21 protein-coding genes are annotated in these 21,987 nt (G+C 64.5%); all 21 read right to left on the bottom strand.

What is annotated here, in order from left to right:
- Positions 1-2 precede the first annotated feature (2 nt).
- The 21 genes from panB to Q8K99_04055 all read right to left on the bottom strand — a co-directional run bounded on the left by panB (position 3) and on the right by Q8K99_04055 (position 21,973).
- Positions 3-908 (bottom strand): 3-methyl-2-oxobutanoate hydroxymethyltransferase, encoded by a 906-nt coding sequence (gene panB, locus Q8K99_04155; protein MDP2181745.1) that lies wholly within the window; start codon positions 906-908, stop codon positions 3-5.
- A gap of 101 nt (positions 909-1,009) precedes the next feature.
- Positions 1,010-1,894 (bottom strand): 2-amino-4-hydroxy-6-hydroxymethyldihydropteridine diphosphokinase, encoded by an 885-nt coding sequence (gene folK, locus Q8K99_04150; protein ID MDP2181744.1) that lies wholly within the window; start codon positions 1,892-1,894, stop codon positions 1,010-1,012.
- 4 nt (positions 1,895-1,898) lie between these two features.
- A complete protein-coding gene (gene folP, locus Q8K99_04145; GenBank protein ID MDP2181743.1) occupies positions 1,899-2,735 on the bottom strand; it encodes a dihydropteroate synthase in 837 nt (278 codons plus the stop codon).
- A gap of 2 nt (positions 2,736-2,737) precedes the next feature.
- Positions 2,738-3,301, bottom strand: coding sequence for a GTP cyclohydrolase I FolE (gene folE / locus Q8K99_04140; GenBank protein MDP2181742.1), 564 nt, complete (start codon positions 3,299-3,301; stop codon positions 2,738-2,740).
- A gap of 158 nt (positions 3,302-3,459) precedes the next feature.
- A complete protein-coding gene (locus Q8K99_04135) occupies positions 3,460-4,380 on the bottom strand; it encodes a type II secretion system F family protein (protein ID MDP2181741.1) in 921 nt (306 codons plus the stop codon).
- Position 4,381: 1 nt separating this feature from the next.
- Positions 4,382-6,334, bottom strand: coding sequence for a VWA domain-containing protein (locus Q8K99_04130; GenBank protein MDP2181740.1), 1,953 nt, complete (start codon positions 6,332-6,334; stop codon positions 4,382-4,384).
- Positions 6,331-7,689, bottom strand: a complete 1,359-nt coding sequence (locus Q8K99_04125) for a CpaF family protein (GenBank protein ID MDP2181739.1) — start codon at positions 7,687-7,689, stop codon at positions 6,331-6,333. Before Q8K99_04125 ends, Q8K99_04130 begins: the two co-directional genes overlap by 4 nt.
- The gene (locus Q8K99_04120) at positions 7,679-8,836 is read right to left on the bottom strand and encodes a P-loop NTPase (GenBank protein ID MDP2181738.1); all 1,158 of its coding nucleotides are present in this window, start codon (positions 8,834-8,836) and stop codon (positions 7,679-7,681) included. The genes Q8K99_04125 and Q8K99_04120 overlap by 11 nt, the downstream gene beginning before the upstream one ends.
- Before the next feature lie 9 nt (positions 8,837-8,845).
- The gene (gene cpaB / locus Q8K99_04115; GenBank protein MDP2181737.1) at positions 8,846-9,619 is read right to left on the bottom strand and encodes a Flp pilus assembly protein CpaB; all 774 of its coding nucleotides are present in this window, start codon (positions 9,617-9,619) and stop codon (positions 8,846-8,848) included.
- A gap of 23 nt (positions 9,620-9,642) precedes the next feature.
- Positions 9,643-11,265 (bottom strand): pilus assembly protein TadG-related protein, encoded by a 1,623-nt coding sequence (locus Q8K99_04110; protein ID MDP2181736.1) that lies wholly within the window; start codon positions 11,263-11,265, stop codon positions 9,643-9,645.
- Between the two features lie 5 nt (positions 11,266-11,270).
- Positions 11,271-11,720, bottom strand: coding sequence for a TadE/TadG family type IV pilus assembly protein (locus Q8K99_04105; protein ID MDP2181735.1), 450 nt, complete (start codon positions 11,718-11,720; stop codon positions 11,271-11,273).
- Between the two features lie 108 nt (positions 11,721-11,828).
- Positions 11,829-12,011, bottom strand: a complete 183-nt coding sequence (locus Q8K99_04100) for a Flp family type IVb pilin (protein ID MDP2181734.1) — start codon at positions 12,009-12,011, stop codon at positions 11,829-11,831.
- Positions 12,012-12,240: 229 nt separating this feature from the next.
- A complete protein-coding gene (locus tag Q8K99_04095) occupies positions 12,241-12,912 on the bottom strand; it encodes a response regulator transcription factor (protein MDP2181733.1) in 672 nt (223 codons plus the stop codon).
- A gap of 9 nt (positions 12,913-12,921) precedes the next feature.
- The gene (locus Q8K99_04090; protein ID MDP2181732.1) at positions 12,922-14,004 is read right to left on the bottom strand and encodes a GAF domain-containing sensor histidine kinase; all 1,083 of its coding nucleotides are present in this window, start codon (positions 14,002-14,004) and stop codon (positions 12,922-12,924) included.
- A gap of 281 nt (positions 14,005-14,285) precedes the next feature.
- A complete protein-coding gene (gene ftsH, locus Q8K99_04085) occupies positions 14,286-16,214 on the bottom strand; it encodes an ATP-dependent zinc metalloprotease FtsH (GenBank protein ID MDP2181731.1) in 1,929 nt (642 codons plus the stop codon).
- Positions 16,215-16,308: 94 nt separating this feature from the next.
- Complete coding sequence (gene hpt, locus Q8K99_04080) at positions 16,309-16,848, bottom strand: hypoxanthine phosphoribosyltransferase (protein ID MDP2181730.1); 540 nt, start codon at positions 16,846-16,848, stop codon at positions 16,309-16,311.
- Positions 16,849-16,893: 45 nt separating this feature from the next.
- Positions 16,894-18,309, bottom strand: coding sequence for a tRNA lysidine(34) synthetase TilS (gene tilS / locus Q8K99_04075; GenBank protein MDP2181729.1), 1,416 nt, complete (start codon positions 18,307-18,309; stop codon positions 16,894-16,896).
- Positions 18,310-18,352: 43 nt separating this feature from the next.
- A complete protein-coding gene (locus tag Q8K99_04070) occupies positions 18,353-18,850 on the bottom strand; it encodes a C-GCAxxG-C-C family protein (GenBank protein MDP2181728.1) in 498 nt (165 codons plus the stop codon).
- An 86-nt stretch (positions 18,851-18,936) separates the two neighbouring features.
- Complete coding sequence (locus Q8K99_04065) at positions 18,937-19,695, bottom strand: ABC transporter permease (protein MDP2181727.1); 759 nt, start codon at positions 19,693-19,695, stop codon at positions 18,937-18,939.
- Positions 19,692-20,831, bottom strand: coding sequence for an ABC transporter ATP-binding protein (locus tag Q8K99_04060; GenBank protein ID MDP2181726.1), 1,140 nt, complete (start codon positions 20,829-20,831; stop codon positions 19,692-19,694). Before Q8K99_04060 ends, Q8K99_04065 begins: the two co-directional genes overlap by 4 nt.
- Complete coding sequence (locus tag Q8K99_04055; GenBank protein MDP2181725.1) at positions 20,828-21,973, bottom strand: ABC transporter permease; 1,146 nt, start codon at positions 21,971-21,973, stop codon at positions 20,828-20,830. The genes Q8K99_04060 and Q8K99_04055 overlap by 4 nt, the downstream gene beginning before the upstream one ends.
- Positions 21,974-21,987: the final 14 nt, after the last annotated feature.

Below are 21,987 nucleotides of genomic sequence, written 5' to 3'. Positions count from 1 at the left end.
GGCTACTCCATGCCCTCGGCACTGGACACCGCGCGCAAACCGCGCCCGCTCAGCTGCTCGACCTCGCGCGCCACGGCAGCGTCCAGGTGCGTGGAGTTCTCCTCGGCAGGGAAGACGTGACCGCGCACGTCGTCGGCGTAGGCAGCGACCGCCTCGCGGATCGCATCGCCGATCTCGGCGTAGCGTCTGGCGTGCTTCGGCGTGAAATCCCCCAGGCCAAGGAGGTCGTGGAAGACCTGCACCTGCCCGTCGCAACCGCAGCCCGCGCCGATGCCGATGGTCGGGATGGCGAGTTCGGCGCTCACGAGTGCAGCGAGTTCGGCCGGGATGCACTCGAGCACGATGGCGAACGCTCCGGCCTCTTCGAGCGCGCGACAGTCTTCGAGCAGCGTGAGGGCGGCGGCGGTCTCCTTGGCCTGGACCTTGTAGCCTCCGAGCTGGTGCACCGACTGCGGCGTGAGCCCGACGTGTCCCATCACAGGAATGCCGGCGTCGGCCATCCGGCGAACGACCGCTGCGACCCGGGCGCCGCCCTCGATCTTGACGGCGTGCGCGCCCGCCTCGGCCATGAATCGTCCGGCGTTGCGTATCGCGTCTTCGGGCGTGACCTGGAACGACATGAACGGCATGTCGGCGATCACGAGTGCGCGCTTCGCACCGCGGGCGACCGCGGCGGTGTGGTGCAGCATGTCGTCCATCGTGACCGGCAGCGTGGACTCGTGACCAAGGACGACCATCCCGAGGGAATCGCCCACAAGGATGGCGTCCACGCCGGCAGCGTCGACGAGACGAGCAGAGGGCGCGTCGTAGGCGGTGACCATGACGATCGGCCGGCCGGCCGCCTTCATGGCGCGCAGTGACGTCGTGGTGACTGAACGCGAGGGGTCAAGAGGTACGGTGGCGCTCATGGCGACACTCCTTCCCGATCCTGCCGTCTCAGCCCCGGCGTATCCGAGGTCCAAGCGGCCCCACACGGGGGACTGAGAGTATACCACCACCTGCGGGATCCCTACCGCCGCAGCCCCGGGTCGGTCCAGTCGATCGGTGCCGAGGTGGCCTCGGCGATCGTCCGCTGGGCCTCGGCGGCCATCGACGCGGGAACCATCAGGCGGAACCGCCGTGAGAAGCCGTACGGATCGCTCGTCTGGTCGGGCGGGAACGGGTCCCATTCGTGCGGCACGCCCATCTGATCGAGGACCATCTGCGCGAAGGAGGCATCGACGCTCGGCCTGTGCGCCCCGAGTGCGGGACCGGGAAGCGCCACGTACATGAACATCCCCGGCTCGCGCCCATACTGAAAGACCGGCAGCCACTCCTCGCCGGGCAGGGGTGAGCGCCGAGGCGAACCGTCTGACCGCCGCGACGAGTCCTCCTCGGCCAGACCGGGATCGCCCAGGCGGTCCTCGAAGGCGGGCACGCGCCCGAGGACACCCTTCACGCGCCCGACGCGAGCCTTCTCGCGCGTCACCGGCGTGCCGTCGGGCCATTCGGCATACGGCGCCAGCTCGAGCAGCGGCGTGATCACGAAGTCACGCTCGGCCATGCGGGGATGCGGGACAGTCAGGTTCTCGGTCTCCCACTCCTCGTCGCCCGCAAGCAGGATGTCGAGGTCGATCACCCGCGGCCCGTTGCGCGGCCCGTCGTGGTCGCGCCCCATCTCGCTCTCGATGTCCTTGAGCGCTTCGAGCAGCACGTCGAGCGACAGCTCGGTGTCCAGGAGCGCGGCCGCGTTCGCAAAGAGCGGCTGGTCGGCCGCCCCCCACGGCTCCGACTCGTACACGCGTGACACGCCAAGGAGAGCCGTGTGCTCTGTCTGGTCGATGCGGCTCAGCGCCTCGGTGAGCATGCCAAGGCGGTCACCCATGTTCGACCCGAGACCGATGAAGACGTACACGCGCTCACTCCCCTTTGATAGCGACCGCAACCTGGACAGCACACACGGTGTCGGCCACGTCGTGCGCCCTGACGATGTCCGCACCATGTGCCGCAGCCCAGGCCGCGGCTGCGATGCTGCCTCCGAGCCGCCCGCGCGGATCGGTCACACCCGTGATCTCGCCGATGAAGCGCTTGCGCGACGTGCCGACAAGCACCGGGAATCCCAGGTCCGCTATCTCGGGCAGACTACGAAGGAGTGCAAGGTTGTCTTCGAGCGTCTTGCCGAAGCCGATGCCGGGATCCACGCAGATTCGCTCCGGCGCAACTCCCGCCCTCACGAGGGCTTGCGCTTGCCGATCCAGATAGCCGCGCACCTCGTCGACGACATCGTCGTAGCGCGGCTCTTCTTGCATCGTCTTCGGCTCGCCGAGCATGTGCATGACGACCAGGCCAGCGGATGCGCCGAGGGCGACCGCGACCATCTCGGGGTCTCGGAATCCCGCCACGTCATTGACGATGGAGGCTCCCGCCTCGACGGCGGCGCGGGCTACTTCGGCGTGACGCGTGTCGATGGAGAGCGGGACGGCTATCTCGTCCGCAAGCGACGTCATGATGGGTCGAACCCGTGAGATCTCCTCGGCAGGTGAGACCTCCTTCGAGCCGGGGCGGGTCGACTCCCCGCCGACGTCGATGATGTGAGCGCCCTCGGCGATCATGCGCAGCGCGTGAGTGCGCGCCACGAGCGGGTCGTCGAATTCGCCTCCGTCGGAGAAGGAGTCGGGCGTGACGTTCAGGACGCCCATGACGAGAGGCGTCTCGAGCGAGAGTTCGAAGTCACCGCAGATCCAGATGCGCGACACGTCTACCGGCCCTTGATGAGCGACATGGCTTCCGCGCGGGTGGACGGATTGCGCTCGAAGATGCCTCGCACCGCAGAGGTGGTTGTAATCGCGCCTGGCTTCTTCACGCCCCGCATCGACATACACAGATGCTCCGCCTCAATGACCACGATGACACCAGCGGGCTCGAGGTTCGCGACGATGGTGTCGGCGATCTGCGAGGTCATGCGCTCCTGCACTTGCGGGCGCTTCGCGAACACGTCGACCACGCGAGCGAGCTTGGAGAGCCCGCAGATGCGCCCGCTCTTGCCGGGGACATAGGCAACATGTGCCTTGCCGATGAACGGCACGAAGTGGTGCTCGCACATCGAGTACAGCGGAATGTCCCTGACAAGGACCATCTCCTGATGGTCCTCGGAGAAGGTGACGCGGAGGTGCTCGGACGCGTCTTCGCCAAGGCCGGCGAAGATCTCCTCGAACATGTCGGCGACGCGGCGCGGCGTCTCGACGAGCCCTTCACGTGCCGGGTCCTCGCCGATGCCTTCGAGAATCAGCCGTACGCCATCGATGATCTTGTCGCGGTCCATGAGCCTCCCATCTCTCCCCGGGTTCCGCACTGCCGAACAGCCCTAGTCTACCAAGGACACCGCCCTATCACGCCAGAGCGCGACGATGCAAGTCCCACAGGCAAGTCCCACAGGCCAGGACGGGGAGACTCACAGGGGCGTGTCCTCCGGAACAGGCGCTACCCGAAGATGCCCGCGATACGTACCGCCGCCGGGCCGAGGATAACGATGAGTGTCGCTGGAAGAATGCACAGTACCAGCGGGAAGACCAGTTTGACCGGCGCCTTCTGCGCCTGCTCCTCGGCATGCTGCCGACGGCGGATCCGCATCTCCTTCGCCTGGGTCCGCAGTACGCTCGACACCGAGATGCCAAACACCTCAGCCTGGACGATCGCCATGATGAATGTGTTCAATTCCGGTACGTCGGTCCGGTCGGCCATGTGGCGTAGAGCGTCCGCACGACTGCCGCCGGCCTGGACTTCCTGCAGCATCCTGCCGAACTCCTCGGCAAGCGGGCCAGAGGTGGTCTTGATGAGCTTCGCGATCGCTGCATCGAATCCCAGTCCCGCCTCCACGCTGATCGTCAACATGTCGAGCATGTCGGGGAGGGCGCGGCGCATCTTGCGCTGCCGTTCCCGCACAACGCTGCTGAGCCACAGGTCTGGTGCGAAGAATGCCAGCCCGACGAGCGGCAGCACGAGTAGAAGCCATGTCATCGGCGAAAGCGGGAATACAAGCGACACCCCCATGAAGACGCCGAGGAGCCCGAGACCGGCCAGGAGCTTCACGACGTAGAACCGTTCGGCGTCAAGACCACGTGGGTTGCCCCCGATACGCAGCTGGCGGCGGATCTCCTCGCGCTGGGCCGAGGGGAAGATCAGTCGCGCACCGCCGATCGTGGCGGCACCCACGGGCTTGAGAATGCGCTCGTTGAACGGCTTGAGCAGCGGCTCGGCATCCTGGGCCTGACGCGACTCGTACTCGCTCATACTGCGCAAGCGGCGAGAGACCTGGCGCTCCTCCGAGAAGACGCCCACCAGTCCGGAGTAGACGAGCGTGGAGACCGACACGAAGACGAGGGCCGCAACAACGTACGCCATCTCAGACCTCCACCTTCATTGCACGATTCAACCAAATCGCCCCCACGAGGAGCAGAGTCAAACCCACGGTCGACATCACGAGACCACCGGGCGTCGTGAAGAGCGTACTCATGTAGCTCGGATTCACGACGGAGAGCACGAACAATTCCAGGAACGGCAATCCAATTAGGATGTAGGCGGACAGCTTGCCCTCGGCAGTCAAGGCCTTGACCTGTCGCCGCAGGGCGCCGCGATCGCGGATCGTCGTCGCAACGATGTCGAGCACTTCGGCAAGGTTCCCGCCCACCTCGCGCTGGATGGCGATGGCCGAGACCGCCCAGGCGAAGTCCTCACTTGCCACGCGCTCCGCCATGGCCCTCAGCGCGCTTTCTACTGGCAAACCGAGCCGCGTTTCCGTCTGCACTCTGCGAAACTCGTCCGCGGCTGGCGGGAGCATCTCCTGTACGACGAGATCCACCGCCTGCAGCATGCCCCATCCGCTGCGAAGCGAGCCCGAGACCAGATTGAGCACGTCAGGCAGTTGCTCGTCGAAACGCGCGGTCCGGCGTCGCGCCCGTTGTGACAGGATGAGCATGGGAATCAGCGTTGCCGCGAACACCACGAGGAGCGACAGCCACAAGCGCGATCCGACTAACTGCACGATCACGCCAGTGACCACCACGAACAGAATGTGGCCGCTCATGTACTCGGCAGGTCGCAACGGCAAACCCGCCCGCTCAAGCCACTTGCGCACAAGTTCCGTCAACCCGCGTCGCCCGGCCACGTACCCAACCGCACCGACCATCTTCTGGCGCAGCCCGTCGTCGGTCGCGTCCTCGACGGCCGGAAGGTCACCTGAGATTCCCTGGAGCTGCTCGTAGTACTTGAGCTGCGCCAGTGTGGTCCTCGGTCGCACGACCCACAGACCCACGCCGAAAACAAGTAGCGCGATCGAGATCCAGACAAGCGCTACCGACCCGATCAAGGTCATTGTCTCCATCGGCCCGGTTGTCGGGACAGCCACATCTTCGACCGGCGTGAGCGGCTCAGAGTACAGGGGATTCTGGACCACCGTACCGCCCACGGCAGCGTTTCCTCCCGCACGCGCCGTCACCTCGATTTCGAGGTCTTTCGTGCGAGGCTGGGCGCTGCGATATGTCACAGCGAACCTGCTCTGCATCTCCTCGGCGAGCCCGCGGTAGAGGTCCGGAAGCCCCGCCACATCGTCGATGGCAACGAGTCTACCGCCCGAGCCTGATGCGAGATGGCGCAAGGCCGTCGGGTCGGCCTCGTATGACGGGAGTGCCACAGCAAACACGGGCACCCCGACGGTGGCAACCGCGCGAACGGCGTCGTCGATGGACAACCGGCTCATGGTGTCACCGCCGTCGGACAACACGACGATGCCCGCAACATTCGAACCGGAGGTGCGCGCGAGTTCGGCAGCCATCGCGACCGCATCGTTGAGCGCAGTCTCACCGGTGGCCTGCAATCCCGATATCGCGCGAGCAAGCTGCGACCTGTCCGTGGTGAAACCGCTCGCCAGTCGGGGTTTCGTCCCGATCGTCACGAGCGCGACGCTTGAGTCGGTTCGCAACGTCTGCACGAACTCGGTGGCCGCTGACTTCGCCGCATCAATCGACTCGCCCGCCATGCTGCCACTCGTGTCGATCACAAGCACGACGCCAACCGGCACCGGAGCGCTCTCCTCGGAATCCGACGTGACCGAAACGACCTTGGCGGACGTGCCGTTCTCCGTCAGGACGAACTCCGGCTGTTCCGACGTCAGAAGCTCGGCCGGCAGGGTGACGGCGAGCGTGATCTCAGGAAACGCCGCCGTGTCAACGCCCTGCACGACCGCAACCGGCTTGTCTCCTGCTGCGGACGCAGCGAGCGGAGCTGCGAGCGGCGCACCCGCGCCGAGCAGCGCGCCCGCCACGAGCAGCGCCACGAGGGTGTGTCGACGTGACCTCATCGATGTTCCGGCGGCTCGTACTCGAACTCTTCGACAGGAACGGTGACCCCCAGGTCTTCCAGCTGCCGCATGAACTTCGGACGCAATCCGGTCGACTTGATCCGGCCCTTGAAGCGGCCGTCTTCGTCGAGTCCCATCGAGTAGTCGAAGTAGAAGAGGTCCTGCAGAACGATCGTGTCACCCTCCATGCCTTCTACCTCTGAGATCTGCACGATACGCCGGGTTCCATCTCGCAGCCGTGCGAGGTGCACGAGCACGTCCAGCGCCGAGGAGACCTGTTCGCGAATCGCCCTGACTGGCAAGTCCACGCCGCTCATGAGCACCATCGTCTCAAGGCGCGCCAGAGCGTCACGGGGAGCGTTCGCATGCACCGTCGACAGAGAGCCATCGTGACCGGTGTTCATCGCCTGGAGCATGTCGAGCGCCTCACCGCCTCGCACCTCGCCGACGATGATGCGATCGGGACGCATGCGCAGCGAGTTGCGCACGAGGTCGCGGATGGTCACGAGGCCCTTCCCCTCGATGTTGGCCGGCCGAGACTCAAGCCTCAGCACGTGGTCCTGATGCAGGCGCAGCTCGGCCGCGTCCTCGATGGTCACGACGCGCTCGTCCGAGGGAACGTAGGACGACACGACGTTGAGCAACGTGGTCTTGCCGCTGCCGGTTCCTCCCGAGATGAGGATGTTCAGTCGTCCCATGACGCATGCAGCGAGGAAGTCAGCGACTTTCTCGTTCATCGTGCCGAAGGCGATGAGGTCCTCGGCAGTGAACGGATCGTGAGAGAACTTGCGAACCGTCAGTATCGGCCCATTGATAGCGAGCGGCGCGATGACGGCGTTCACGCGCGAACCGTCAGGAAGACGCGCGTCGACCATGGGTGAACTCTCATCGATCCGACGGCCGATCTGGCTGACGATCTTGTCGATGACACGCAGCAAGTGCGCCTCGTCGACGAACCGGCGCTCTGTCAGATAGATCTTGCCCGCTCGCTCCACGAATATCGAGCGGGGGTTGTTCACCATGACCTCAGTGACGGTGGGGTCCTTCAGTAGTGGGTCGATAGGACCGTAGCCCATGATGTTGTCGATGACGTCCTCAACGATCTCGCGCTTGTCCGAGGCGGACAACGGAGCTGTCTCTTGCCCGAGGAGCCCGTTCAGCTTGTGCTCGAGCCGATACCGCAGGGAGGGGTCATCGTCGGGCGTCGCATCAATCTCCGTACCCATCTCCTCGATCAGCAGATAGTGGATGTTGCGCTTGATCGCATCCTTGGTGTCTAGCGACGCGCGACTTTCACCCTCCGTGCTCGCCTGCAGCGCCTCGTTCGCACTTGAAAGGCGTTCCCTAAGCGACATCGGTGGTCACCTCCTCCGCCGCCCGCACGATTCCACGTGCGAGTTCGACCATCACTTTCGCTACATCCGACTTGGGTGCGTCGATGACCACCGGCGTCCCTTTGTTCACCGATCTGGGGATGACGCGGTCACTCGGAATCCTTGCAAAGACCTGCCGGCCAACGGCCTTCTCGACCTCATTGGGCTGCAGCCACACCTTGCTGTCCGCACGGTTGAGCACGAGATGCAGCAGCCCGTTCGCGTACCCAAGCCGCCCGAGCTTGTCGAGTGAGATACGGGTGTTCTTGATGCTGGCTACATCCATCATCGTTACCGGATAGATGTCAGTGCTCTTGTCCAGCGCCGTCAGCACGATCTCGTCGAACGTGGCCGCGGTGTCGATGACGACGTACTCGTACATCTCGCGCAGCAGACCGAGGATGCGCGTGACGCGGCTCGTGGTCACTGCATCAGCATCCTCGGGCTGGATTGGCGCCAGGAGCGCCTTGAGTCCCGAGTCGTGGGAGACAAGGTAGCCTTCCAGCAGGTCCTCATCGAGCCGTTCGATCGAATGAACAGCGTCGGCAATCGTACGGGTCGGCTCGAGACCAAGCATGATGCCCACGTCCCCGAACTGCAGGTCGAGGTCCATAAGCACGGTGCGCTTGCCAAAGACGGACGCTAGCGCCGTCGCGATGTTCGTCGCAAGCACCGACTTGCCAACGCCGCCCTTCATGCTGAACACGGTGATGACTCTGCCGTGCGAGACCACGGCCGTCTCAGGCTCGCCGGATGGCGCACTGCGAGTCTCTTCGGCTGCGTCGTAGGCAGTGACCACCGCCTCGAGAATGTCGGTTGCGGCGGTCGACGCATCGAGAAGATCCGCCACACCTGCGCGCATGGCCCGACGCATGAGTTCCGTGGACACATTGTGAGCCACGACGACAACCGTGGTGCGTCGCGGTTCCCCCTGACGACGGGCGAACTCGAATCCCGCCTCAGGGTCCACCGACGGGCCAATCACCACTACGTGCGGGTCGCCCGCCGCACTGATTGCACCCTCGACTGTCTCTCCGGCCCGGACGTCTGTGCCCTCTTGAGGAGCCAGGAGAGAAGCGAGTCCTGTGACGAACTTGTCTGATGTATCTGCTATCGCAACGAATCCCATGATCAGCCTCTACTTGAACAGAGTCTCAGCGGTGCGTCCGGATGTCGTAGGCAGCTCCTCGGCAGCAGCAGGCAACAGTGCTACCCAGATCGACCCCGCCGACGATGCGAGCACGACGCGCTCGGCGTCTGCCGGCGTTATGGAGATGGTGAGCGTTCGCGTGTTCATCGGCTGCCCGGTATTCTCATCGCGCGTCGTCCCCAACCCGCCCTGCTTCGTGTCGTTCCCTGTTGCGGTTGTCTGCTCTGCATTCATCGTCCCGCCAACGGCGAGTACCTTCACGTCGGCAAGGAGCATCCGGGTGAACTCGCCCTCGGTCGTGCCATCCGTCGGCATGGTCGCGAACAGTGCCACGTAGTTCCCGGGTTTGACCAGACCCGATATGCCGCGCACTTCATCGACCGGAATCGAGAGCGCCACGTACTCGTTCGGAATGCTATAGGCGAGACCGGCCGTACTTGGAACCTCGAAACGGCTGTCGGTAACCTGCTCTCCTGTGGTCATCGGAGCCACGAGCACCTTGCCTTCAAGCCCCTTGTCCGAGGAGATGGCCCCGGCGGCCACGAACCTGCGCGGCACTTCCTCAAGAGCGATGAGCTTCTGGGACAGCAGGTCCTCGGCGGTCATCCCGCGCGGGATGTCTTCTTGTGCAACGAGCACATCGATGGGCTCGTTGCTTGCTACGATGTCCGAGCGCGCACTGCTCAGGTAGTTCGCGGCGAGTACAGCCGCGATGCCACCGAGCACGAGTGCCGCAACAAGGATCACTATCTTGGTACGCATGTCAGCCCTCCACACTCACGGGACTAGAAGCTCAAACCTTCGGAGACAAGATGTGCTGCCTTGATCACGAGTCCGGAAGACGGTGGCGTGGAAGACACCACCCACCCGGGAGATACGTACTCGACGAACCTGCCCTTGATGAGCACCTCGCCACCTATGTCGATGTCCTCGACGTAGAACATGGCGAAGCTCACGACCCGCAGGGGCGACACCCCGGCCGGCGGTTCGATCCTCTCGGTGACGGGCACGTAGATCAGTCGCCTGCTACCCGGCTTGTTCACCGCCCAGACGTCGAAGTTGGCCGCCTCCCCGGCGAAACGAACTGCGAGCGCGTCGCGGATTGACGGTCCCGGGCCGGTTCCGGTCTTGGTCCACAGCGTGTCGCCAACGTGGATGACGAACGTGTGGGGCGATGTGCCAGCGATATAGTCGAGATACGATGGGTTGTCTGCGACCGGCAGATAGGGATACTCAACGGGGTCTTGCTTGGTCCAGTAGGGCTCGTGACGTGTCATTTGGAAATCGACCGCCATGTAGTTGCCGGTCTCGCCTGCGCCGCCATCGACCTTGAGTTCGTAGACCTTGCCGTACTCGTAGTCATTGAGCGAGACGGTGATGTAGGGCGAGGGACTCGATGACGGCGGAAGTACCGAACCGGCAACCTTGACGTCCTTCACGGGGAACGTGGAACGCCGGATGAGTATCGTGGCCACCCCGTTGATGGCCGCGACGTCCTTCTTCTTCTCCACAATCGCAACATCGAGCGGCACCGTGTCGTATAGGGCGGCCTTCGTGGGTGGAGCAATCGTCCCCCGGTAGGTATTGCCGCCGATAGCAGTCAGCGTCACCTCGTCCTTGTCGATCCGCGTGATGACGGACTCACCAACCGCAAGCGGCCCGGTCAGCGACACCGTGACCGTCACACGCTCGCCCAAGCCCGCGGTGACCGTCGTCTTGTCGAAGCTCACGTCCGCGAAGCGCGAACCCACCGGGATCCGCACGATGCGCGCCGCCGGATCGATTATCTCGGGCACTCCGGTGGGAACGGCGATTGTCTGATTGTTGTACGCGGTGACTATCACATTGCCCGTCGCCCCCGACGGCAGATACCCGCCCCACACACCCGACGGGTCGGCCGTCAGCGGAATCTCCGGACCTCCGCCCACACTCGCCGTCATGCGTGTGACACGCAGGATCGGCAACGCCCAAGGCATGGGAGTGGTTGCAGCTACCAGATAGCCGATCTTCGCGTTCGCCTGGGCACGGATCGTCGTCTGCTCGACCCCGAACACCCGGCCAAAGAACGAACGCGATTCCGTCCCAACGGCCACCTTCACCGAATCGGACGTGATGTCGCTGAGCCCGCCCGAACTCGGCGCGATCACCGTGATGCTATTCGCCGGAATGACGGCATTCATGCCTGCATAGCTCTCGACGGTTGCCCAGATCTCGGCATCACTCTTGTCGAGGATAAGGTCCTGGCAGCCGGCAAGCGCCGCGGCATCGGCCGCGGTCTGAAGCTGTCGCCTCACCGTGTACCAGTAGCCCGCGTCTACAACAACCGCGGACAGGCCAATGAAGACGATGAGCAGGATCGCGACTATCACTGCCACCGCGCCCTGGTCATCGTGGAATCTCGTCCTCATGTTGCTCACTCCACTCGGAGCGTAGCGGTGCTCTGCAGATGAATAGTGTTGCCACCGACGATCTCGCTCATCAGCGGCATGAACACGGGGCTTTCATAGTTGACAGTGACGGCGACCGGTTTCCCGGCATCGCCCGGCAGTGCGGCGGTCTGCCGGCTCGTCCCGTCGACACTGATCACGATCTGTGCATCCGTAAGCCCTGGATTCAGGCCGGGAGCCGCAGCGCTAACACGCCCACGAACGCTTTTGGGTTGCGCAACGCTTCCGGCAAGCTCCCCCAGAGAGGCCCACCTCGCGCCCTCTCGGGCAGAGTGCGAGACCTCGAGATACTGGAAGAACACCATGCCGAACTGCGTGATGCCGGTCAGCAGCATTACGAGGATGAGCGCGACCAGGGCGAATTCGACCGCGCTTGCTCCCTGGTCTTCGTTCAGTCCGCGCCGAAATCGTCCCACACTCACCCCTTCTTTCGAGACGCACTTCCTTGCGCAGATGTGGGGCCGTGACACATACACAGCCCCACATCTCGCAAAGAGTATGTTGGAAAGAAGCCTGCAGCGGACCTACAGACCCGCCAATGTGTCGCTAATCGTGGTGAACACAACTTCCAGGTTCGTTCCGATAGCCGTGACAGCGAGAATGATAACGACCGCGATGAGAGCAACCATGATGCCGTACTCAACGGCGGTTGCGCCCTCATCAGAAACGAACATCTTGCTCATGCGTACATACAGCTTGGTCAACATGCGAAGTACACCTCCCTCCCCCGGGAGCGGACGTTCCTGCCCGATCTCCCTAAGTCCACCCGATTCACGCGTGCGTGAGCGGGCGGCCAATCGAATACTGAAACGAGTTTCCCCCTGTTGCGGCCTTGCGCACATCGTGCACGGGTTCGAAAGCCGCTTCCGATGGTATGAATAGACCATCATCCAGGTGGATGATGGTCCGGCAGGAAACGCGTCCGGTCGGAGGACGCTACTTGGTGCGGGCCTCGCCACCGAGCGACACGATTCCTAGCTTCACCGCAGCGAGAACCGCTTGCGTGCGGTCGCCCTGCTCTAGCTTGCGCAGTATGTGGCTCACGTGCGTCTTCACGGTCGTCTCACCTATCCAGAGCGCACGACCGATCTCCTTGTTGCTCATGCCCTTCGACATGAGCCTCAAGACCTCCATCTCGCGCTCGGACAGCAACTCGTGCTCTGAAGACCCCGCCTGGTCCTCGCCATTCTTGGGTCCGCTGATGACCCTCTTTGCCACCTTGAAGTCGAATACCGACTGGCCGTCTGCAACCGAGCGCACGGCCTGGACGACCGTCTCGGAGCGCGTGTCTTTCAGGATGTACCCGCTTGCCCCGGCCGCGAGCACGCCGAAGACCTCGTCGTCATCGTCATAGCTCGTCAGGACGAGGATATGCGTCGATGCGCAGCTCTCACTCAGTCGGCTACACACCTCAACGCCATCTGCCTCGGGCATACGCATGTCCAGAAGAAGCACGTCTGGTTTGGTCTCGTTCACTCCCTCAATCGCCTGTACGCCATCGGGCGCCTCTCCGACCACTTCTATGTCGGGTTCGGCCTCGAGCAGTGTCCGAAGAGCCAGACGCACGAGTTCGTGGTCATCGGCTATGAACACCCTGATGTGCGACATGGCTCTCTCCTACCCGGGGAGTACGACGTGGACAGTTGTGCCGCTACCAACGGAGCTGTGAATGTCTATCGTCCCATTCTCGCGCGAGACTCGCTCCTCGATGCTGTTCAGGCCGAGCGATACCCCAGACCTGAGGCGCTCTCGCACTGCTTCCAGGTCGAAACCATCGCCGTCGTCGACGATTCGAAGCTCGACACCTTCACACGTGTACAGCACATGTACCAGTACTGACTGCGCGTTCGCGTGCTTCACGACGTTGCTGACGGACTCCTTGGCGACACGGTAGAGGCAAGCCTCGGCGCTCGGCCCCATGTGCCGTCGCTCGCCCTCGATGACCACCTTGCCTTCCACCCGCTCGCCAGCCGTGACCTCGTGGATCCAATACTCGACGGCACCCACGAGTCCCAGTTCCTGCAGCTTCACCGGTCTGAGATCGTAGATGAACCTCCGTAGCTCACTGCGGCTAAGGTCGACGGACTCCTGCAGTTCGTTCAGTCGTTCGGCCACCGAGTTGGGATCGCGGTAGATCTGCTTCTTGCAGACCTCGAGACCCAGGGCGACGCTGAACAGTGACTGCGATATCCCGTCGTGCATCTCCCGGGCGATCCGGTCTCGCTCGCTCGCCAAGAGCACGTACTTGGTCTGCTCGGCCAGTCGCGAATTCTCGATGGTGGTCGCGGCGAACGCCGCTAGAATCGCCAGGAAGTCGATGTGGTCCTCGGTGAAGGGATGCGCCCGCGAATTGATGGCGCCCAAGAGGCCGACCGGACGGTCCTTCACCCGGATGGGCGCACATAGGAGCCACGCATCGTTCTCCTTGTTGAGTGCCAGACAGGTCTCGCCGGTTGAGAATACATCCGCGGCGATGTCTTCGAGCTGAGCCTCCCACCACTCCTGGGGATGCTCGTCGCGACTGCCCTTGACTACCATGGTTTCCTGATCGAGTTCGGTGCTGTGCTCCTCGGTCAGAACGAGTGTCGCCTTCTCTGTGTTGGTGATCCACTTCGCCCGATCAACGATCGTCTCGAGCACATCCTCGAGCGAGACGGAGGACGAGACCGCTGCGGCGACGTCATTGAGTGCGGCGATCAAGTCGCCCTGGCGCCATCGCCGGTTGTCCCGGCCGAGAAACCAGAGCCAGTGCGTGGGAACGGACAGAACCCGGCGACGGGACGCCCCTTCGGCTCTCCGTCCACCCGGCTGTGCAGCAGTGCGTTGGGTAGCACGGTGTGCAGGTTCCACCCTGGCCCCCGGTATGCCTCGGACTTCTGCGGCGACCCATCCCCCAAGGAGCCGCGCCTGCATCAGTATAGCCTGTCAGGCTGACACGCGAGCCGGATACGGCCATCTACGACCGGAACCCACCGGACTAGCTAGACGCTGCTGATGACAGGCGGAACTCCCGGTGCTTCGGGCGTGTCCGGTGCGCCCGGCGCGTCTGACTCGCCGCTCGCCGATGGCTCGGAGGCTTCGTCGGCCTCGTCTCCGGCGGACTCAGCCTCGGCCTCCGCCGGGTGTTCAGCCTCATACTCGTTCCAACGTCCCTCAAGCAGCGCCTCGAGTTCTTCCTTGTCCACCGTTTCGCGCTCGATCAGCACACGCGCCATAAGATCGAGCTGTTCGCGTCTCTCTGTCAGGATCGTGTGAGCCTTGTCAAAGCCCTCGTCGATCAACCGTCGGATCTCCTTGTCGATCTCGAAAGCGATCTCCGGACTGTAGTCGGCATTCGCCGAGAAGTCCCTGCCAAGGAAGACCTCATGGTTCGCATCACCGAAAGTCTGCGGGCCGAGTTTCTCCGACATTCCGTAGCGGGTGACCATCTGTTTGGCGGCCTTGGTGGCACGCTCGATATCATTGCTCGCACCGGTCGTGATGTCACCGATGGCGATCTCCTCGGCAACGCGACCGCCGAGCATCATGGCGATGTTGTCGAGCATCTGGCTTCTGGAGTTGAGGAAGCGGTCTTCGCTGGGCAGCGAGAGCGTGTAGCCGAGAGCCTGGCCGCGCGCGATGATGCTGATCTTGTGCACGGGGTCGGTATTGGGCAGCATGTGGCCAACGAGCGCGTGGCCCGACTCGTGGTATGCGATGATCTTCTTCTCCTCGTCGGAGATGAGCCGGCTCTTGCGCTCGGGGCCGGAAATGACGCGCTCGATCGCCTCCTCGAGCTCTACCATGTCGATCTTCTTCTTGCCGTGGCGCGCGGCAAGCAGAGCCGCCTCGTTGACCAGGTTCGCGAGATCGGCACCGGTGAAGCCGGGGGTGCGGCGTGCAAGCACCTCGAGGTCGATCTCATCGGCGAGGGGCTTGCCCTTGGTGTGGATCTTGAGAATGCCCTCGCGCCCCCTGCGGTCGGGGCGGTCGACCACTATCTGGCGGTCGAAACGACCGGGGCGAAGCAGCGCCGGGTCGAGAATATCGGGGCGGTTCGTCGCGGCGATGAGGATGACGTTGGCGTTGATGTCAAAACCGTCCATCTCGACAAGCAGCTGGTTCAGGGTCTGCTCGCGCTCGTCGTGCCCACCGCCAAGACCGGCGCCGCGCTGACGGCCGACCGCGTCGATCTCGTCCATGAAGATGATGCAAGGCGCAGCAGCCTTGGCCTGTTCGAACAGATCGCGCACGCGGGAGGCGCCGACGCCGACGAACATCTCGACGAAGTCGGAACCGGAGATGGAGAAGAATGGCACAGCAGCCTCGCCGGCAACTGCACGAGCCAGCAGCGTCTTGCCGGTTCCCGGGGGGCCGACGAGCAGGACGCCCTTTGGGATCTTGGCGCCGAGCGCCTGGAACCTGCCCGGGTTGGCGAGGAATTCCTTGATCTCCTCGAGCTCCTCGATGGCCTCATCAACACCGGAGACGTCCTTGAAGGTGATCCTCGGCTGGTCGCGCGTCATGCGCTTGGCGCGGGCCTTGCCGAAGGACATGACCTTGGAGTTGCCGCCTTGCATCTGGTTCAGGAAGAACAGCATGAAGAAGATGATGAGGGCGACCGGGACGAGCTGGATGAGCAGCGCGGCCCATGAGAAGCCGGTCTGCGGGTCTACCTTGTATTCCACATCGGGATGCTCGCCCATGAGCGCGGTGAAGGAGTCCTCGCCCATGAACGTGGTCTCGAACGGCGCCTGGCGATCCTGGCCCTGCTTCTGCGCCGCCGCGTCGGGATAGAACGTGCCGATGACCCTGCCGTCGCGGGCGCGTGCTTCGACGGAGATGATCCTTCCATCGTCGAGCGCCTGCGCGAACTCGCTGGTCTTGAGCTGCGTCGGGCCCTCGGGTTGGCCGATGAAGTTCACGACCACATACCCGAACGCAGCAAGTATGAGCAGGTAGAACAGGACAGTCCTGAGGTTCTTGTTCACAGCGCCGATCTCCCTCTGCGCGGCCGCGCGGCGTCTATTCCGCGTAGACCTCCGGTCGCAACACCCCGATGTAGGGCAGGTTGCGGTACTTCTCAGCATAGTCGAGCCCGTAGCCGACGACGAACTCGTCGGGGATATCGAATCCCACGTACCTACAGGTGATAGGTACCCGCTGCTTCCCCTCCTTGCTCAACAGCGCCACCACATCCAGCGATGCCGGAGAGCGCGATGCGAGGTTCTTGAGCAGGTACTTGAGGGTGAGTCCAGTGTCGAGGATATCCTCTACGACCAGGACGTGTCGCCCCTCGATCGTCTCGTCCAGATCCTTGATGATGCGCACGACGCCCGAGGACTTCGTTGACGATCCGTAGCTCGATACTGCCATGAAGTCGATCTCGACCGGTGTATGGATTGCCCGAGCGAGATCGGCTATGAACAGCGTCGCACCGCGCAGCACCGCGATCATGAGCAGGGGATCGTCGCCGTAGTCCGCACTGATCTGTGCGCCGAGTTCGCGAACCCGCTCGTGGATCGCTTCCTCGGTCAGGATGACTCTCTCAATGTCGGAGTGCATCGAGCGCATCGCCCTTCCCAGTCAAGTGGCACGAGTCTCCGTACCCTATCCGGCTTCCGCAGCGTCCCCGCCGCCTCGTTCCCAGGTCAACCGGACCGCACGAATAGTCGCCCCGGTGATTCTGTACTCCTCGGCCATGCGAACACCTGCCACCCACACGACACTTTCGCCATCTCGAACGACGGGCGTGGTCTGCCGGAACCGCTGCGGAACCTTCGCGTCAACGAGCAGGTCCTGCAGCTTCTTGGTGCCGCCGAGACCAAGCGGTCGCATGCGATCACCGTCACGCGGGCGGTCGACCACGAACGCTTCGGCCGCTCCTGCGTCCACGACCACGGAGTCCGGCGTGCCCGTCGTGTCGGAAGGGTCCACCTCCTCGGCGATCAAGCTACCGACCCCGGCGAGGTCGAGGTTGCCCGGTATGGGGAGCAAAGAAGGTGCCAGCGCCGGAGACCCTTCCCCCGAGCGCAGGACAATCATTCTACCGTACTCGGACTGCGCCCGGAGGCCGTCGGGCAGGTCGCGCGCGAAGCTTGCCGAGGAGAGTCCATCGACAAGTGCCTCGACATGCTCGAACTCGATGCGGGAGGCCTCCGGGAACGCCGAGGCGAGAGCCGCGCGAATAGCGCGTCGCCGCATCGGGCGCGAGAGGGTCGCCATCATGGCGCGGTCGAAGGCGACTTCACCCGGGGAGACATGCGAGAAGTCGCGCGCGAAGGCCGCGCCCATCGTCGCGAGCAGCGCATCCTCGTCGGTCAGAAGCGCCAGTGTGCGAGCGATGGCCTGGTCCACCTGCGGATTGATGTCGCGCAAGACCGGCAGCAGTTCGTGGCGCACGCGTGCGCGCACGCGAGTCGTATCCAGGTTGCTCGCGTCCTCGCGCCACTCCTGGCCCAGTGCGCGCAGGTAGTCGCGCACGTCGTCACGGGCCGCGTCGGCGAGCGGGCGGACGATGCGGTCGCGTACCGGCCGCAGCGACACGAGACCGGTGGCACCCGTACCTTGTGCGAGGCGCATCAGCAGCGTCTCGATGCGGTCGTCGAGCGTGTGCGCCACGGCGATTCGGCCGCGCTCGGGCGGGACTCCGGCGACCGCGCACAGGCTGTCGAGGGTCTCCTCGGCGAGTCGGTACCGGACCTGCCGACCGGCGTCTTCAAGATTGAGCCCGTTGTCTCTTGCGAAGGCCGCGACGTCGTAGCGCACCGCGTGGAATGGGACCTTGAGTGTCTCGCAGAGGCGGCGCACGAACTCCTCATCGCATTCGGAGTCGGCGCCGCGAAGCAGGTGATTGACGTGCAAGACGTGAATCGCGAACCCGGTGCCTATGTCGCCCGACATCAGCAAACGGAGAAGCCCGGTGCTGTCGGCCCCGCCCGAAACGAGCACAAGGACGATGCCGCCTGCGGGCAGCATGTCGTATGCGGCGGACGTATCGCGAACGGTGTCTGCGAGGTCACTCATCGCCTTAGAGTAGGGCGAGTGCCGACCCATGACCAGGGCGGCGTTACAGCCAGCCGCGCTCCTCGGCAAGCGCGATCACGAGTGCCGAGGCGGTTCCGGTGATCTCGGCGCATCTGCCGCGGCGGCCCTCGCCGTCCATCCCGCCGAAGGGCCGCACGAGCCCGCCGCAGCTCACACCGCCGCAGGCCTCGCGGAACCTGGTGCGAATCTCCTCCGACGCATCCGTGCAGCTCTCCCACTCACCGTTGGTGGCGGTACGTCCGGCGAGCAGGCCGATGGCCATGATCGAGCCGACCAGGGCGCCACATGTTGAGCCGTCCCCCGCCAGACCTCCCCAGAATCCGCTTCCGAGCCTCATGACATCTGGTGGGAACGGCGTACCGGCTGCTTCGTTGACGACAGAGAGCACGGCCTCGCAGCAGAACATGCCTTCTTCGTAGAGGGTCTTGCCGCGCAGAAACGCGGTCTCCGCAAGTTCGGATGCGCCCGCGAAGCATGGGGTTGTGAGGGTGTCAGCCGGAGCGAGCTGCGTCTTGTTCACGCGATACCTTACCGAGGAATGTGTTGTGCTTATTCACCGTATCACTCGTGCTTATGCCTCCGCAAGCAACCTGGCCTCGTGCCGGATCAGACGCCCCTCGGCGCGAGCGCCGTCTCCGCCTGCGCAAGCGCGGCGTCGGCTAGAACTGCAAGCACAGCCGCGACCAGCGCCCCTTCGAACACGTACGCAAGATTCTGCACCTGGATACCGCCGATGATCGGGTCGCCAAGACCACCCGCACCCACCGCGGCGGCTACGGTCGCGGTGCCGATGTTGATGATGACCGAGGTCCGCACGCCCGCCATGATCACGCGTGCCGCAAGCGGCAGCTCGAGCGTCAGCAAGATCCGTGCACGTCCCATCCCCATCCCTCGCGCCGCGTCCTTGAGCGTGGCGGGCACGGCCTCAAGCCCGGCGACTGTGTTGCTGACCACTGGGAACAGGCCGTACAGGAACAGCGCCACGACCGCCGGACGAAGCCCGAAGCCAAGGATGGGCATCATGAGCGCGAGCACGGCGACCGGCGGGAACGTCTGCCCGAAGTCCACGCCGGCCGCGACGATGTCACGGAAGTCCCGTCCCGATGCGCGGGTGACCCAGATGCCGAGCGGGATGCCAACGAGAATCGTGAGCCCGCTGGATATGCCTACGATCGCCAGGTGCTGCAACGTCAGTGCGGCAAGCGGCACCGGGTAGATCGCTGCGCGTTCGCCGGGAAACATGCCGCCAAGCACACTCTCCCACAGCTGCTGTTGCGTCACGAGCCACGCGAAGGCGACGGCGAGCGTGACGATCACCGCAGGGGGCCACCAACGCTTGCGCGGGGTGTCGGCCGCGGCGTTCACAGCGATTCGCTCCCGTTCTCCTCGGCCAGCTGTGAGATGTGCGAGTCCGCGCCCGTCATCGTGGCCTCGATGCCGGAAAGCGCGACCGCGCCGACGAGCCTGCCACGATCGGTCACCGGAATCGAGCGGAACCCGAGGCCGATCATCGCCGAGAGCGCGTCTTTCAGAGATGTGTCCGGGCCGATGCTGACCTCTCGCCAGTCCACCTCGGTGACGGCGTCTTCGACCGCGTGCCCCTCGTCGAGGTCCTGGCAGTCCACCCACCCTCGCAACATGCCGGCATGATCGACCAGGTAGACGAAGCGCTCGTCTCCGCAGGCAGCGCGGTCGATCGCGCCGGAGTCGTCGATGCGCGCGGTCTCGATGTCGCGACGCATGACATCCTCGACCAGCACGCGGCCGAGACGCTTGAGTGCGCGATCTGCACCCATGAAGTCGTGAACGAACTTGCTGACGGGATGATCGAGCAAGACCTCCGGTGTGTCGTACTGCTGCAGTCGGCCATCGCGCATGAGGGCGATTCGATCCGCAAGCCGGATGGCCTCATCGACGTCGTGCGTCACGAAGATGACGGTCTTGCGCAGCTCGCGCTGGATACGCGCGAACTCCATCTGGAGGCGATTGCGGTTGAGCGGGTCGACCGCGCCGAACGGCTCGTCCATGAGCAGCACCGGCGGGTCTGCGGCCAGCGCGCGGGCCACCCCGACGCGTTGCGCCTCACCGCCGGAAAGCTGCCGCGGGTACTTGGCCGCATAGTCATCGGGCGCAAGCCCCACGAGATCGAGCAGCTCCATCACGCGCGAACGCATGCGATCATCGCGCCAGCCAAGGAGACGGGGCACAGTCGCGATGTTGTCGGCAACGGTGAGGTGCGGGAACAGGCCGACCGACTGGATGACGTAGCCGATATGGCGGCGCAGCTCCTCGGGCCGCACGCTCATGATGTCTTGGCCCTCGACCTCGATCGAGCCGCTGGTGGGCTCGATGAGCCGGTTGATCATCCGAAGCGTCGTGGTCTTGCCGCAGCCGGAAGGACCGATGAGCACGCACACTTCGCCCCGGGGCACCTCGAAGCTCACGCTGTCGACGGCGATCGCATCCCCATAGCGCTTGGTCACGTCCTGCAAGCGGATCATGCAACCTCCTCGCGAATTCCGGGCGAGACAACGAGCGCGGTGAGCAGGCGCAATGCAGCATCAGCGACAACAGCGAGCACCACCATCGGTATTGCGCCGAGGAGCGTGAGGTCATCGGCCTGCTGACCCCAGCCCTGGAACACGAGGATGCCCAGGCCGCCCGCGCCCACGAACGCGGTGACCGCCGCGATGCCGATCACGAGCACGGCTGCCGCACGCACGCCTTCGAGCACGAGCGGCAGCGCAAGTGGCGCCTCGACCCGTAACAGAAGCTGCGCCCGACTCATGCCCATACCGCGTCCCGCGTCGAGCGCCGCGGGATCGACCCCCGCGAGTCCCACGTACGTGTTGCGAACGACAGGCAGCAGCGCATAGAGCGTCAGCGCGATGATCGCAGGCGTGGAACCGATCCCGTGCAGCCCGACCGCGGTGAGTGGGAACACGAGCAGGCCAAGGAGCGCGAGCGACGGGACTGTCTGCAGTGTTCCGACCACCGAAAGCGTTGCGTTGCGCACGATGCGGTTGCGGGACGCGAGCACACCGAGCGGCACACCAAACAACACGCCGAACGCCAGTCCCGCGCTTGAGAGCACAAGGTGTTCGCCCACAAGTTGCCAGAACCGTCGCGACTGAGCGGCGAACTCCTTGGCGAGTGAGAGCTCGGCAAGTCCGCCGGCTGTCGCCGAGAGAGCCCACGCAACCGCCACGGCGGCGAGTGCGCACCACCGTAGCCACGCGGGCGGGCGGGAGCGGGAGCCCTGGAAGAGCACAATCACCGCGCCCACGAGCACGAGCCATGACCCATCTCCGACAGAGACGCGCGACACCGCATCGGTTCCAGCCTGCAGCGACACGGCAGCCGACCCGAGAGCCCAGGGCAGCAAGGAAGCCGTCGCCACGCCCGCGGCGAGCACAAGGGCACCGCGTCGAGCGGCCGGCGATGCAATGGCCGCAGCCAAGCCGGTCACACACACGGCGACGAGCGCCCAACCCCACGTCCCGGCGACCGCGATGGTCTGGGGCGTCCCACTGACAATGCGGTTCGCGCGAAACTCGACGAACGGGAGCACGAAACAGCCCGCCAGCGCCACGACCGCCCCGAACGCGGCGACACGGTCAACACGCCCGACGGGTTGCCCCACATCCTGCTTGGGAT

This window comes from Actinomycetota bacterium, assembly GCA_030682655.1.
Classification (GTDB): domain Bacteria; phylum Actinomycetota; class Coriobacteriia; order Anaerosomatales; family JAUXNU01; genus JAUXNU01.
This window is presented reverse-complemented; position numbering and strand designations above follow the sequence as displayed.